Here is a 13807-nt window from a genome sequence, read left to right as displayed (position 1 = left end):
TGAGGGGGAGGCGGGAGTCGCTTGAAATTTCGAACAGCAGCTGTTCAGTATCATTTAGAGGATATTAATAGCTTCGAGCAATTCTCGGAGCAAGTAACCCATTATGTGCGCAATGCATCGGAATACGGAGCGGAGTTCATCTTATTTCCCGAATTTATGACTACGCAGCTGTTATCCATTCCGGGCGGGGACGGGAAGCCGCAATCTATTGAGCAACTGCCAGCCTATACCGATAGGTATGTGGAACTGTTCCGAGCACTTGCAGCGGAATACGATGTCTATATCATCGGCGGAACGCATGTTGTGGAAGTAGGCGGCGGTAAGCTGCGCAATGCGGCGCATCTGTTCCATCCGGACGGCAAAATCGATGTTCAGCACAAAATCCATTTAACGCCTACAGAGGTCAGTGAATGGAGTATGTCTCCGGGAGAGGGACTTGAAGTATTCGAGACTAAGTTCGGCACGATAGCGATGCTTACTTGTTATGATATCGAGTTTCCCGAAATTGTACGGATGGCACGTGCCAAAGGCGCGGATGTTATTTTCTGTCCATCCTGTACGGATGATCGACATGGCTTCTACCGCGTGCGCTACTGCTGTCACGCGAGAGCAGTTGAGAATCAAGTTTATATCGTAGCGGCCGGTACTGTCGGTTCTCTTCGCAAAGTCGACTTTATGCGTGCCAATTATGGTCAGGCAGCGGTCATTACGCCTAACGATATTCCATTCCCGCCAGCAGGTATTCTTTCCGAAGGCGTTATCAACGCGGATATGCTTATCGTTGCCGATCTTGACCTATCGCTTCTCGAGGATGTTAGAACGGCTGGCTCCGTTACGACTTGGCGGGATCGCCGCACCGATTTGTATCCCGATTGGAAGTAATCGTTATCGGTTAATGGGGGCGATATACATTGAATAAGCAATTATACATCTTCATAAATGGCATTCCGAAGCAAGCTACGATTCGTAATTATGAGGTAACTGACTTCGATTCGCTAATCGATGTTCAGCGTCTATGCTTCCCGCCGCCCTTTCCCGAAGAGTTATTGTGGAACAAAGATCAACTCATCGAGCATATCGCAAGGTTTCCGAGCGGGGCCTTATGTGCAGAAGTTGATGGACGTATTATTGCTTCAATGACCGGGCTGATCGTCGATATGAACAGTTATGGTGATCATCACGATTGGGCAACGATTACCGATAACGGCTACATACGCAATCATAATCCGATCGGCGATACCTTATACGTCGTTGATATAGGCGTTATCCCTGAATATCGCAAGTCGGGGATTGGCAAGTGGCTTATGCAATCGATGTACGAGACGGTTGTGCAGCTAGGTCTGACGAGGCTGCTGGGCGGAGGCAGGATGCCGGGTTACGCGGCCAAAGCCCATGAAGCCACCCCTGAACATTATTTAGAACGCGTTGTTCAAGGCGATTGGAATGATCCGGTCATTTCGTTTCTGCTTCGCTGCGGAAGAACGCCGGTTGGCGTCGCACATCATTATTTGGAGGACGAACAATCTCATAACTGCGCCGCCATTATGGAGTGGCGAAATCCATTTCACGATTAAGGAGAGTTGCTGTCGCTATGCTTACTTATCATCGTATTACTTCCATAGAGGATCCTTATTTTAAGAAGCTGCACGAGCTGCTTCAAACGATTTTCCCGCCTGAAGAGGTATTGGAGTATGAGCTTTGGCGGGAGCCGCTCGAAGATCCGTCCATTCATGTCTATGCAGCCTTGCATGGAGAGGACGTTGTAGGCTCGACCGAATACCGTTATTATCCGTTGCTTCGGGTTGCCATGACTGATTTCACAATAATCGGCCGTCCATCGATGGGCATTGGACGTTTCTTGTATCGCAAGCGTGAAGCGGATTTGCAGCGACTCGCAGACGAATCCGGCATAACGCCGATCGGCATGTTCGCCGAGGTGTATGATCCTTATCGAGCAGGCATCCATGAATTCGGAGGCGTGTCGCCAATGAATCCGATCGTTAGACGCGAGGTGCTGTCGCATATCGGATATAAACGGATTAACTTCCCATATGTACACCCTTCTTGGGATCACGAAGGAAAAGCGGTGTCTGAGCTGGATCTATGCTTCATGCCGCAGGATGAGACATTGGAATCTCTTGATGCAGCACTCATTGCGCAATTTCTTGAAGGTTACTATGTAGCTCTTCCGAATAAACCGCAGGAGTGGCTTGATATGATGGCGAAGCTGCGTGAAGCGGACAAAGTAGAGCTTCTGCCACTATGACGAAGCTGATGTTTAGAGGTACGGGCGATGCGATGGGCGTACCGCGCGTATACTGCGGGTGTCCGGTTTGCGAAGAAGCGAGGTCAACGCAGGTGAATAAGCGCTATCGATCTTCTCTGCAAATCGTTGACGAAATTGCAGGTAATGTTTGGATCGATTGCGGACCGGACTGGGCAAGGCAGATGGAAGAGGCTGGTGCACGTCAGGTAGACGCCATCCTTATTACGCATGCGCACTTTGATCATATTGGCGGACTTGTCGAGTGGGCGGATGCCTGCCGTTGGCTTGGGAAGAGGGGAGTCGCCTATTCGCCGTCGGAAGTGATATCGGAGATATTAGCCCGTTTTCCATGGTTGGCCACCCATATTGAATTTCGGTCATTCGATGAGCCGATCACAATCGGCAATTGGCTTGCACGAGCCTGGCGCGTCAACCATGGGAAAAATGGTTATTCATATGCGTTTCGTTTCGATCACAAGGAATCAGACGTTGCTTGGGCTTATTGCTCGGATTCGATTGGGTTGTCCGAACAGGAGCAAGAGCCGTTATTGGGGCTGGACTTGCTCATCTTCGGAACGAGCTTCTATGAAGAGCCTTATGCCTACGATACGCGTTCCGTATACGACGTAACAGAAGCGCTGGCGCTTATCCAGAAGTGGAAGCCGCGGACAACCTATTTCACGCATATGTCTCATGATATTGATTTGCGCCATCCGTATCCGTTGCCTCATAACGCTTCATTCGCTTATACGGGTCTAGTGGTTGAAGTGTGAGCAATCGGATTCGCTTGACAGACAAGCTAGTTTTTTTGTAAAGTAAAAGTATTACATGCCTAAAGGGGAAATTTTAATGATTACCGGTGTTCTTAACTCCTAAATTGGATAAGGTCGAATGTACGACAAGTCTTGTTTCGCATGTCAGGAAATCTGTATGCGCAAGGCTCTATTTCGCCATTCGCCGCCATGAGTTAAGAACATGAGGATTTCCGCCTGAATGCATTCGACAGGTGCCAATCGCCGTGCTCTAGCAGCACGGCTTTTTTTATACAGATTTTTACGAATAAGCACTCATAGCGTTGTTTGCGTTACGATGGTTAGCTTATTCATATTCTGTATAGGGGCTATGTCGATCAATGAAGACAGGAACGGAACGCGCCCGCGTTCTGTTCCTGTCTTTTTTTATTATAAGGAGGCTAACAAGCAATGAATGAAGCTACGTTGAAAAGATTAGAGTACGACAAAATCAAGGAATCGGTTATCAGTTATACGGTATCCGAAGCCGGCAAGGTGTTGGCAGAGCGAATGAAGCCTAGCACTGACCATCGTCAAGTGGAGGCGTGGCTGCAAGAGACAGCCGAGGCAACCGACCTTCTAGCGAGCGGCGCCAGTATTCCGTTATCGGCAATGGAAGGAATAGAACCTTTCATGGCATTGCTGGGCAAAGGAAGAATCTACAACGAGGCGGAGCTTGATCAATTGGCCGTATGGCTCACTTCAGTTGCTCAAATGAAAAAGTATATGAACAGCAAGCGACATATCGCGCCGACGATTGCTGCCTATGCTGATTCCATGTTCGATTGTCCGGAGCTTAGAGAGGAGCTCGCCCGCTGCATTCGTTACGGTCAATTGACCGACCAGGCCAGTCATGACCTTGCTTATATTCGAAGACATATTTATGCGGCGGAAGATAAGATTCAGCGCAAACTGGAGCAGACGCTGAGCAAATATAAGTCGGCGCTGCAAGAACCGATTGTGAGCAAGCGACGGGATCGTTACGTCATTCCTGTAAAGCGAGAATTAAGGAAGCAGGTACCGGGTACGGTGTGGGATGAGTCTTCGAGCGGCCAGACGTTGTTCGTTGAGCCTAATGACGTATCCGATCTGCAGCAGGAGCTGGGACAATGGAAGGCTGAAGAGGATAGAGAACGTACAATAGTGTTGTCCGCGCTTTCGGAGAAAGCGGAAGCCTATGCATATGAGCTTAAGCGCAACGTCGAAGCAATGGCTTCCTTTGACTTTATTACAGCAAGAGCGAAGCATTCCAGATCGATCGCAGGCAAGCGAATCAAGCTGGCGGATAAGCCAGTCATACGACTTGTCGGCGCTCGGCACCCTTTGCTTGGGGCAATTTCCGTGCCGTTGAGCGCAGAGCTTGGTTACGGCTGGAAGCAGCTCATCATTACAGGACCGAATACCGGTGGCAAGACCGTAACCTTGAAAACAATCGGTCTGTTCGTTCTAATGGTTCAATCCGGTCTGCTCGTTCCTGCGGAGGAAGGAAGCGAGATTGGCGTCTTCCGACACGTCGTGGCCGATGTCGGAGATGGTCAGAGCCTAGAGCAGTCGCTGAGCACGTTCTCTTCTCATATTACGGTGCTTAGTGAAATGCTCAAATGTGCAGCGCCGCGGTCACTATTGCTGCTCGACGAATTGGCGGCAGGGACAGATCCGACTGAGGGCATTGCCCTGTCGATTGCCGTATTGGAGGAACTGCTTGCGAGCGGTGCGCTTGCGGCTGCGACGACACATTTTAACGAAATCAAAACTTTTGCTTCCGTTACGCGAGGTTGCCAAAACGGGAAGATGGCGTTTGACGCCGATACGCTGCAGCCGTTGTACCGCTTGGAAATCGGGGAGTCCGGGGACAGCCATGCCTTCGCCATTGCCAGACGGTTTGGCTTGCCGGAGAAAGTGATGAAACGTGCCGAGGTGCTGCTTTCTTCGAAAGACACTTCATTACAAAAGCAGGGTGATGACTTTATACCGGGCCTGAGAGAAGCACTGCAGATGGAAGCAAGCAATGGAGCTGACGCAGCAGGGCAGAGTGCTGCTTTTAGTACGGCATCTAAAGAGAAAGTGAAAGAGACGAAACATGCAGATGCGTCTAGCAAACCTTCCATGCAGCCATTTCAACAAGGCGATGCGGTATGGATTTATCCCCTTAAGCGGGCTGGCGTTGTTTTCCGTCCTGCGAATGAGAAGGGAGAAGTCATTGTTCAGGTACAGGGTAAGAAACATACCTTCAATCATAAGAGGCTCCGACTTTATATCGCGAAGGAGAAGCTGTATCCAGGTGAACAATACGATATGGATATCGTGTTCGACACGAAGGAAAATCGCAAAGCGAGACATCAGATGACTCGCAAGCATGTAGAAGGACTAACGATTATTACTCCCGGAGAGGAATAGAGCGGTCCGATTTAAAGAGAAGCAGCCCCCAAGGTCATAAACCTAAAGGGGCTGCTTCCTGCGATTTAACGTTTATCCTTTAATGGAGCCGAACTTTTTGTCGCCGCGGGGTTGGTCGCCGTTGTCGTCCGGTTCAAGGGTGATGCCGATCGAATCGAAGGTCAGGCTGTCTGACGCGATCGGCAGCGCCAATACGCCAATGCCTTGCTCATCAACGCGGAATGTGCCTGCGCTTCTCCTTTGACCGTCCTGTAACAGCCACACTTGATAAGCTTGCGAGCCGGCCGTAGCTTGCGCTCCGAATACATAGACGATGAACTGCTTGCTCTGACCGTTATTGACGATGCAGGCGACGCCATAAGCACGCTCCGCCTGCGAATCCTCCGGTTTCAATGAAACCAATTGCTCAATTTGCGTTGCAGGAATGTCCAATGCTTCCTCCAAGGTAAGCGGGGCAGCCATCCGTTCCCGGTACAAGCCGTAGTTCCAGACAGAGCCTGCGATAAAGACAAGAGCGGCGGCCGAGACCAAGGCGCGGGTAATCCAATGCTTCGCAGAGGAACGTCTGCTTGCCGGCTTCCGGACCCGGTCAGCGGCTAATGCTGCATCCATCACTTGTTTCTTCAAATCCTTCGGCGGTTCGATTCTTTCCATGCTATCGGGGAACGCCTCCCATACTAAACGAAGCTCATCGATTTCGGCCCGGCAGTCGGCACAGTTGGGAAGATGGAGTTCGAATGCTCGTTTATCTTCATCCGTGCATGCGCCGGATATATAATCCAGACACATGTCGCAGATTAGTTTTTGCCCGTTGTCACGCATCATATCCTTCCCCTTCCGCAAGAAGATGCCTTCGCAATATTTTCAAAGCTTGATGCAGTCGGTTCTTGACCGTTCCGAGCGGCTGATTATAGATTTTTGCTAGTTCGCTTAAGCTGAAGCCCTGCCAATAAAAATGCTCGAGAAGCATAATTTGCTGCTTGGACAAATGCAGGTAAGCGTTGCGAATTTGCTCATTCTGCGAGCCTCTCATGACGTTATCTTCCGGGGATACCGCGAACTCGTCCGGTATTTGCTCCAACTGCTCCTGCTCGAAAGGGACAAGCCCCGCATTAACTCGCCTTTCCTTTCGCTGATAGTCAATCGTCAGATTCCGGGTTATGGTGAGCAGCCAGCTGGAAAACCGCCCCTTATCGGGATTAAAGTCCGATTCGGTCGTCCACAGCCGCATGAACACCGATTGGACGATATCTCTAGCGGCTTGCTCATTCTTTAACGCCTTCATGGCGAAGGAATAGATAAGCGAAGCGTATCGGTCGTATAAAATGGCGAGCGCTTTTTGCTGTTTTCTCTTGATGAGCAGCATAATCTCATAATCGGATTGATTCCGCATACCTGGTGCCCTCCAGAACAGGCTTAAATAAATGCCATCTTACCAAAATAGAGGGAAACCTTTAACGGTTTCCCTCAGCTCAATTAATCGGCTTCGACGATGATCGTCCCCTTCATCGCCGGATGCGGCAGGCAATAATAGGAAAACTCGCCCTCATTGGCGAAGATAATTTCATTGGCTTGATCCAGGTCGAGCTTTCCGGTATCGAAGGTTTTGTCATCGGCCGTAGCTGTGTGGCCGACTTCATCCTTATTGATGAACTTCACGCTGTCTCCCGCTTTGACGGTAAGCTCTGCGGGCGAGAAGGCAAAATTCACGATTTCTACGATATGCACCTGTCCCGCCGGCTTATCGGTTGGCGTTTCCTTCGCTGGCTGGGTCGCTGTTGGCTTTGGCTTCGGTGTTGCGGTTTGCTGGGGAGTTGCTCCTTTATTGTTCGCGTCGTCCTCCTTGCCGGACGAGTGTCCGCCTTCATGGACATTGTCGGTGGGCTTGGCTTTCGGCGAAGCCGCTATATCCTTAGCGGGCTCGATCGTTGCTTCCTGCGTTTCTGCCGGTGTCTCGGTTTCCTTCGGGGCATCCGTATTGCTGTTCTGCTCCGTCTCTGCTTTGTCCGCCGCTTTCGGCGTCGGCTCCGTAGTAATAACAGGGGATGAGCTCGCCATATTCGCTTGCTGCTCTTCAGGCTCATTCGAACCGCAGGCAGACATGAGAACGAGACTTAACAAGCCTAGAAGGAGGAGCGCTAATACCCGGGTATGCTTTGGCATGTTATTCTCCACTCCGCTCATTTTACGATGATTTGGCCTGTCATAAAGTTCATATGCGGCTCACAAACATAATTGTACGTTCCGGCTTTATCCAATTTAATCGTAAAGGAGTCTCCTTTGGCGAGCAACGGAGTTTTGAAGGAGCCGTCAAGCGCAACGGCGTTATGCTTCATATCATCTAAATTCGTGAAGATGATTTGGGATCCGACTTCAACTGTCAGAGGCTCCGTTCCGAACGAAAACTCTTTAATATCGATGCGGTATGTTTTGACTATCGGCGCCGTCGTGCCGGTAAACTTGGCCGGATCAACGACAAACCACACTTTGTTTACATCTTGTCCCAGTATATCGCCGTGCTTGGTGTCCTTGACGAAATAATACAGCGGATAGCCTTTATACGTCGTTTGCTTCGATCCGTCCGGGCGGGTGATGGAGCCGATATCGGAAGCGGGCAAGGTTGATATCGTGCTTGTTCCTTTTGCCTCATAGGCAGGCCAGTTCGCGAGGCAACCGCCTTCGCATGCGCTCGTTTGTATCGTATCTTTATCAAAATAGTACAGCGTGCGTCCTTCATCGTCCGTTAAGTAATTGCCAAGCTTCGACGAGGTGCCGAGCATGACGGCATAGTCGGATTTTGCCGCGAACCATACGCCGCCGACAGCTTCGCCGTTCACATCGCCAGCAGTCAAATCCTTAACAAAGTAGTAGAGAGGCCAGCCTTTATAAGTCGTTTGCTTGGTTCCGTCGGAACGGGTCAGCACCGAGAAGTCGTCTGGATTCAATTGACCCGGAATTTGCAGATCCTCAGCGTAAAATATCGGCCAGTTCACTAGGCATTGATCCAGGCAGGAGTTCGGATCCTCTGCATCCTTTGTAAAGAAATAAAGCGTACGTCCATTCTGGTCGGTGAAGTACGTTCCCAGCTTATCGCTGCTTTCAAAAAGGATTTGATCGTCAGGCAGCGCAGCGGTTGCCGCGATAACGCCTTTAGCCTTCAAATCTGCGAACAACGATGTTCCGCCGGACGTAGTTACGTTTAGCGCCTCGACGAGCGCGGTAGCGATATGTTCATTAGTGAGGGATGCCGTGCCCGCGATTTGCCTCAGGCCCTTCTTAGCGGAGAATTGTTCCGTATCTGCATAGGGGAAATCCTTCTGCGCCTTGAAGCCCGCGATCTCGAGCAAGACTTTGTACAGCTGCTGGGAGCTGATGCCGGCGGCTGGATTGAATTTCCCGTTGCCGATGCCGGTCCAACCGAGTTCCGGGTGGTTTTTCAGGTATGCGAGTACAGCCTGATTTTTGTTGCTGACTTGGCTTGCGTCAGAGAAGTTTCCGATGCCGGTATAGGCAATGGCATCATCCAATAGACCTTGTAGGCGAAGGGACATGATGGCGGCTTGCAGTCTGGTTGATTTTTTGGCTAAATACGTTTCGTTCACGCCATTACCGTCACCTTGCAGCAAACCAAGCTCAGCGGCGGTATCGGCATCGGTCCTTACGGTTTCTGCAGTTTGTTCCTCGGCTGATGCGCCCAAAGCGAGAATTGAGCTCATACATAGGATCAGAACAAATAAAGCCAGTGTCATTTTTTTTGCGTTCATTAATAATTACCTCCTATGGTTTTTAAGTGCGCAATACTTACGTTTCCATAGGTGATAACGAACGAGGGAACAAATCGGTTTGAGCGTCAGCGCAATTTTTGAGTAAAAGATGCAGCTGATAATGGATTGTGATTATCCTCCGTGTGCTTAATCACGGCTCTGAATGATAAGCAACTTGCCCTCTCTGAACGAAAGGATGCCGGTCTCATCCAGTAGCACGTTGCTTATCCCGAGAGACATGCCGATTGAAAGCGTGGCTTCCGCTAGCGGATATTGAAAACCGTGAAGCGTAATGCCGGTAACCTCCATCGACAGCGGCAACAATGATACATTGGCGAAGTTCCTTTTATGAACCGTTGTCACCGTGGACGCAAGGTAAATGATATTATGCTGATCAATGATCGAGGCCGAAATACCGAGCTCATCAGCCAGCGCCAGCAAGTGTACATTCGCGAGCGAATGATCGAATCTTGTGCCGAGCGCGCCGAGCAGCATGACCTCTTGCGGCTTCAAATCAAGCGCCAGCCGAAAAGCCATTTCGGTGTCGGTGAAATCTTTGTCAATCGGGTCGCAAGCAATCGTCTTTGCGCTTTGCCCACGAATGACTGCTAGGTCCGAATCGCTGACGGAATCGAAATCGCCTATTGCAATATCCGGTCGAAGTCCGTGTTGAACGAGAAACCTGGCTCCGCTATCTGCTCCGATCAATAAATCGTCTTCTGTTATATGTTCAAGCGCCCAGTCTCCCAGCAAGCCGCCCGTAAAAATAATGATTCGATGAGTCATCTCGCTCTTCCTTTCCTTAAGCCTGAATACGTACATTATAAGCCCGTTTACCAGTATATCGCTATGTGCTGGGCAAAAACTACTCAAAATTGCATAGGTTGTACCAAAAAGTTAGACAAAAGGCGAAATTTGTCGTTGCGTAACGGAATGGTCGGGGCTAAAATGGGGAAGGAAACTACCGAGCTGGCTCGGTGCAATGGACGGGAAGAGGGGCGTATAGCAGTGGATATGGATATTTTCGGCATATTCAGCATCATCGGCACGATTGCGTTCGCAGTCAGCGGCGCGATCGTTGCGATGGAGGAGGAATACGACATCTTAGGCGTATTCGTTCTTGGATTGGTGACCGCTTTCGGAGGAGGCGTTGTCCGCAATCTGTTGATCGGCATGCCGGTTACGGCGATATGGAATCAAGGCTCATTGCTTAAGATAGCGATCATAGCGATGACGATTGCTTTCCTATTGCCCGTAAAGTGGATTCAGCATTGGCGGAAAAGCGAAGCGTTTTTCGATGCGATTGGATTGTCAGCGTTCGCTATTCAAGGTGCGCTGTATGCAACTCAAATGAAGCATCCGCTTAGCGCAGTGCTTGTCGCTGCTATGATGACAGGGATCGGCGGCGGAATCATTCGGGACGTTCTCGCAGGACGCAAGCCGCTTGTATTAAAGGATGAAATCTATGCCGTATGGGCGATGCTGGCGGGACTTGCAATCGGTCTTGGCTGGTTCAAGTCCACACTCGAGCTGCTGATCTTATTCGTTATTATTATTGGATTCCGAATGTTATCTGTATACTTCAAATGGAAACTGCCGCGACGTTCGCTAAAGGCAAGAATCATTGAGGAGGGGACTTATGACGAAGGTTAACGTATTGTTTGTATGCTTAGGCAATATTTGCAGGTCTCCAATGGCCGAAGCGGTTATGAGACATCAAGTAAAGGAAGCGGGACTGGACGGCGTCATCGAAGTAGACTCGGCCGGCACCGGGGATTGGCATATCGGTCATCCGCCGCATGAAGGAACGAGAAAACAGCTTGATGCCCATCGTATATCATATGAGGGAATGAAAGCCCGACTCGTGAGTGACAACGACTTCGGTCAATTCGATTATATCGTCTGCATGGACAATAATAATATTCGGGATGTTAGAGCGTTGCTGGAACGTTCAGACGCGAAGCGGGAAGACCGCAAGGAGCTATTCACTTTCATGGAGCTGTTGCCGGAACGAGGCATCGCCGATGTTCCCGATCCGTATTACAGCGGCAACTTCGATTATGTCTATGAATTAGTGGAAGCAGGCTGCCGTCAGTTGCTTACTAAGATAAAGACTGATCTTTCATTATAAGGGATAGGCTGTCCATTCATTCGTGTCTTAGCCTTATGAGTGGATTTTGTGCAGTCAAATGGCTAGCAACGAGAAGATATCAGAGTTTGATTGGATTTTGTACAGTCAAATGGACGGAGTTAGGCTATTGAGGGCTAAAATGCCGGATTTGACTGTATGATTTCCACTCAAAATTCACTTAACAGGCGAATGGGGCCAATTAGACTGTATGAAATACAGGCAAAATTGTTATTTCAATAGTAGAGATCGGGAAACTGTTTCATAGATACAGAAAATGCTCGTTGTCGTAACTGACAGCGAGCATTTTTCTCATCAAAATCCTCTATTCCACTTCGATAAAATAACTAAGCGCCTGACCGACTTCCTTTTGCCAGAATCCCCATTGATGCTTGCCGTCCTTCTCCTCATAGGAGATAGATGCCTGCTTTGATTCCAATAATGCCTTTGCATTACGGTTCAGCGCAACGAAATCAAAAACGCCGCGATCCGTCGTTTCATAAGCGGTTTCCTGCAGGCCGACAATCATGTATATGGATAATCCGCGAAGATCGGTCTCGTTCGCAATTAGGCTTTGGGAATAGGGGTAATAGGCGCCGGACAAAGAAATGACTTTATTGAACAGATGAGGATAGTTTAGCGCCAAGTGCAGAGACACCGTACCTCCAAGCGAATCACCTGCTAGAATGCGGGCGTCCCGATCTCTTCTCGCTGCGAACCGCTCTTCGATGAAAGGGACAAGCTCCTCTGCGAAAAATGTCGTATACGCGGCGAAGCGTTCGCCATCCGGCGAATATTCCTCCGTGCGCTGTTTCTTATCTACATCAACACCTACAATAATGAACGGTTCAAGACCTTCGTCTAGGATGAGCTGCGTCGAAGTTGTCGCAATGCGTCCGAAATTGAAGAAGTCTTCCCCGTCCTGGCAATAGACGACGGGGTAGCTGAGCAGCTCGTTATAGCCTGGCGGGAGAAAAACGCGCAAATTGCGAGTTTGCTCGGGCAAGTAGCGGCTTGCCACCGTTTCTTTCACAATCGTTCTCTTTAAATAACGTTCATCAGTCATCGTAAAAAATTCCTCCTTATTTAATCGCCTGGCAGTTTCACCGCTTGAATGGAATGCAGCCGATGTGGGTAAACAATAGTAAGGTAAACATAGGTGAATCGTCTATTCCCGTTCTGTTGTATTATTCTGTTACAGTCCAAATAATTATCTGTAGCATATACAATTTCTTAACAGAATGATGATAATTAGCGAAAAAACAACGGTTTTTTTGTTTTTTGCTTTGACCATTTTCGTTAAACAGGTTTATAATAATTCTATAACAGAGGTAAACGATTTTCAAATATTTCAATTGAGGTGAGCGTTCAAAATGAGCAAATTGCCATACGAAGTTCAAACGGAACCGGTAACGCCGCTATCCGTGCTGTCTCTCGAAGGAGAAGTTATCGACGAAAGCTTGCTTCCTGATCTGACGGATGACCAGCTTAAAGAAATTATGTACCGGATGGTATTTACCCGTACTTGGGATGAACGTGCCGTCAACCTAGGCCGTCAAGGCAGACTAGGCTTCTACGCTCCGGTATCCGGACAAGAAGCTTCGATGATCGGCAGTGAGTATGCACTTAATAAAGACGATTTCATTTGCCCAGGTTACCGCGATATGCCGCAATTGGTATGGCATGGTTTGCCATTGTACCAAGCATTCTTATATTCCCGCGGACATCAGCACGGCGGACAGATTCCGCAAGACGTGCATGTTCTTATGCCGCAAATCATTATCGGCGCACAAATTTTGCACGCGACTGGCGTAGCAATGGCGTTCAAGAAGAAGAACGAGAAACGTGTAGCGATTACGTATACAGGCGACGGCGGTTCGTCGGAAGGCGACTTCTACGAAGGTCTTAACTTTGCCGGAATTTACAAGCTTCCTGCGATTTATGTCGTTCAAAACAACGGTTATGCCATTACGACACCATTCGCTAAACAAACGGCAGCATTGTCGGTTGCGCACAAAGCGGTTGCAGCCGGTATCAAAGGCATTCAAGTAGACGGTATGGACGTTCTTGCCGTAATCAAAGCGGTAAGTGAAGCTGCTGAACGCGGACGCAACGGCGAAGGCGCTACTTTAATCGAAATGTTGACATACCGTTTCCGTCCGCACTCCTTGGCGGATGACGCGACGAAGTACCGTACGAAAGATGAGGAAGCTGAGTGGGCACTGAAAGATCCGCTTGTGCGCTTCGGTAAATATTTGGAGAAAAAAGGTCTTTGGACGGAAGAAGATACAACTCGCGTAAAAGAAGAAGCGAAAGCAACGGTTAACGAGCATATCAAGAAAGCGGAAGCAGTCGAAAAAATGACCGTTCCAGGCCTCATCGATTCGATGTTCGAAACGACACCGCAGCATCTTGAAGAGCAAAAAGCCGATTTTCAATAGAAGAGGAGGATCAGACGACC

Annotated in this window: 14 protein-coding genes and 1 pseudogene; 8 read left to right on the top strand and 7 right to left on the bottom strand. The window is 49.3% G+C overall.

Going from position 1 to position 13807, the window contains the following annotated elements; all coding sequences use genetic code 11:
- The first annotated feature begins 21 nt into the window (after positions 1–21).
- The 5 genes from V8F51_RS16580 to V8F51_RS16560 all read left to right on the top strand — a co-directional run bounded on the left by V8F51_RS16580 (position 22) and on the right by V8F51_RS16560 (position 5454).
- Positions 22–882, top strand: a complete 861-nt coding sequence (locus tag V8F51_RS16580; RefSeq protein ID WP_337101401.1) for a carbon-nitrogen hydrolase family protein — start codon at positions 22–24, stop codon at positions 880–882.
- 29 nt (positions 883–911) lie between these two features.
- Entirely contained in the window at positions 912–1574 is a 663-nt protein-coding gene (locus tag V8F51_RS16575) for an N-acetyltransferase (RefSeq protein WP_337101400.1), read from the top strand.
- Between the two features lie 17 nt (positions 1575–1591).
- Positions 1592–2266, top strand: a complete 675-nt coding sequence (locus V8F51_RS16570) for a GNAT family N-acetyltransferase (protein WP_337101399.1) — start codon at positions 1592–1594, stop codon at positions 2264–2266.
- Positions 2263–3039: an MBL fold metallo-hydrolase gene (locus tag V8F51_RS16565; protein ID WP_337101398.1), complete on the top strand. Its 777-nt coding sequence runs from the start codon at positions 2263–2265 to the stop codon at positions 3037–3039. The genes V8F51_RS16570 and V8F51_RS16565 overlap by 4 nt, the downstream gene beginning before the upstream one ends.
- 429 nt (positions 3040–3468) lie before the next feature.
- Entirely contained in the window at positions 3469–5454 is a 1986-nt protein-coding gene (locus V8F51_RS16560; RefSeq protein WP_337101397.1) for an endonuclease MutS2, read from the top strand.
- A gap of 72 nt (positions 5455–5526) precedes the next feature.
- Here V8F51_RS16560 and V8F51_RS16555 read toward each other — a convergent pair whose 3' ends face one another.
- From V8F51_RS16555 to V8F51_RS16535, 6 genes and pseudogenes are all read right to left on the bottom strand, one after another.
- Positions 5527–6108, bottom strand: a complete 582-nt coding sequence (locus V8F51_RS16555) for an anti-sigma factor (RefSeq protein WP_337101396.1) — start codon at positions 6106–6108, stop codon at positions 5527–5529.
- Positions 6109–6168: 60 nt separating this feature from the next.
- A pseudogene (locus V8F51_RS31595) lies at positions 6169–6243 on the bottom strand (hypothetical protein); the annotation flags it as partial.
- A 25-nt stretch (positions 6244–6268) separates the two neighbouring features.
- Complete coding sequence (locus V8F51_RS16550) at positions 6269–6847, bottom strand: RNA polymerase sigma factor (protein WP_337101395.1); 579 nt, start codon at positions 6845–6847, stop codon at positions 6269–6271.
- An 83-nt stretch (positions 6848–6930) separates the two neighbouring features.
- Complete coding sequence (locus V8F51_RS16545) at positions 6931–7617, bottom strand: cupredoxin domain-containing protein (protein WP_337101394.1); 687 nt, start codon at positions 7615–7617, stop codon at positions 6931–6933.
- A gap of 17 nt (positions 7618–7634) precedes the next feature.
- Positions 7635–9218, bottom strand: a complete 1584-nt coding sequence (locus V8F51_RS16540; RefSeq protein WP_337101393.1) for a plastocyanin/azurin family copper-binding protein — start codon at positions 9216–9218, stop codon at positions 7635–7637.
- A 147-nt stretch (positions 9219–9365) separates the two neighbouring features.
- Positions 9366–10004: a thiamine diphosphokinase gene (locus V8F51_RS16535; RefSeq protein ID WP_337101392.1), complete on the bottom strand. Its 639-nt coding sequence runs from the start codon at positions 10002–10004 to the stop codon at positions 9366–9368.
- 228 nt (positions 10005–10232) lie between these two features.
- Here V8F51_RS16535 and V8F51_RS16530 point away from each other — a divergent pair, with 228 nt between their 5' ends.
- Both V8F51_RS16530 and V8F51_RS16525 read left to right on the top strand, forming a co-directional pair.
- Entirely contained in the window at positions 10233–10871 is a 639-nt protein-coding gene (locus V8F51_RS16530; RefSeq protein ID WP_337101497.1) for a trimeric intracellular cation channel family protein, read from the top strand.
- The gene (locus V8F51_RS16525; RefSeq protein ID WP_337101391.1) at positions 10858–11349 is read left to right on the top strand and encodes a low molecular weight protein-tyrosine-phosphatase; all 492 of its coding nucleotides are present in this window, start codon (positions 10858–10860) and stop codon (positions 11347–11349) included. The genes V8F51_RS16530 and V8F51_RS16525 overlap by 14 nt, the downstream gene beginning before the upstream one ends.
- 322 nt (positions 11350–11671) lie before the next feature.
- On the opposite strand, the gene V8F51_RS16520 is transcribed toward V8F51_RS16525, so the two are convergent.
- Positions 11672–12412: an alpha/beta hydrolase gene (locus tag V8F51_RS16520; protein WP_337101390.1), complete on the bottom strand. Its 741-nt coding sequence runs from the start codon at positions 12410–12412 to the stop codon at positions 11672–11674.
- A 307-nt stretch (positions 12413–12719) separates the two neighbouring features.
- On the opposite strand from V8F51_RS16520, the gene pdhA reads away from it, so the two are divergent.
- A complete protein-coding gene (pdhA, locus tag V8F51_RS16515) occupies positions 12720–13787 on the top strand; it encodes a pyruvate dehydrogenase (acetyl-transferring) E1 component subunit alpha (RefSeq protein WP_337101389.1) in 1068 nt (355 codons plus the stop codon).
- Positions 13788–13807: the final 20 nt, after the last annotated feature.

Origin of the sequence: Paenibacillus sp. YIM B09110, assembly GCF_037167145.1 — a bacterium.
Lineage (GTDB): Bacteria > Bacillota > Bacilli > Paenibacillales > Paenibacillaceae > Pristimantibacillus.
The sequence above is the reverse complement of the archived record's forward strand: the minus strand, read 5'-3'. Positions and strand labels throughout refer to the sequence as shown.

Excerpts from the sequence above, each read along its gene's own strand:
- V8F51_RS16540 (WP_337101393.1), bottom strand. The coding sequence starts at position 9,218 with ATGAACGCAAAAAAAATGACACTGGCTTTATTTGTTCTGATCCTATGT.
- V8F51_RS16545 (WP_337101394.1), bottom strand. The coding sequence starts at position 7,617 with ATGCCAAAGCATACCCGGGTATTAGCGCTCCTCCTTCTAGGCTTGTTA.
- pdhA (WP_337101389.1), top strand. The coding sequence starts at position 12,720 with ATGAGCAAATTGCCATACGAAGTTCAAACGGAACCGGTAACGCCGCTA.
- V8F51_RS16560 (WP_337101397.1), top strand. The coding sequence starts at position 3,469 with ATGAATGAAGCTACGTTGAAAAGATTAGAGTACGACAAAATCAAGGAA.
- V8F51_RS16535 (WP_337101392.1), bottom strand. The coding sequence starts at position 10,004 with ATGACTCATCGAATCATTATTTTTACGGGCGGCTTGCTGGGAGACTGG.
- V8F51_RS16570 (WP_337101399.1), top strand. The coding sequence starts at position 1,592 with ATGCTTACTTATCATCGTATTACTTCCATAGAGGATCCTTATTTTAAG.
- V8F51_RS16565 (WP_337101398.1), top strand. The coding sequence starts at position 2,263 with ATGACGAAGCTGATGTTTAGAGGTACGGGCGATGCGATGGGCGTACCG.
- V8F51_RS16520 (WP_337101390.1), bottom strand. The coding sequence starts at position 12,412 with ATGACTGATGAACGTTATTTAAAGAGAACGATTGTGAAAGAAACGGTG.
- V8F51_RS16530 (WP_337101497.1), top strand. The coding sequence starts at position 10,233 with ATGGATATTTTCGGCATATTCAGCATCATCGGCACGATTGCGTTCGCA.
- V8F51_RS16525 (WP_337101391.1), top strand. The coding sequence starts at position 10,858 with ATGACGAAGGTTAACGTATTGTTTGTATGCTTAGGCAATATTTGCAGG.
- V8F51_RS16550 (WP_337101395.1), bottom strand. The coding sequence starts at position 6,847 with ATGCGGAATCAATCCGATTATGAGATTATGCTGCTCATCAAGAGAAAA.
- V8F51_RS16555 (WP_337101396.1), bottom strand. The coding sequence starts at position 6,108 with ATGGAAAGAATCGAACCGCCGAAGGATTTGAAGAAACAAGTGATGGAT.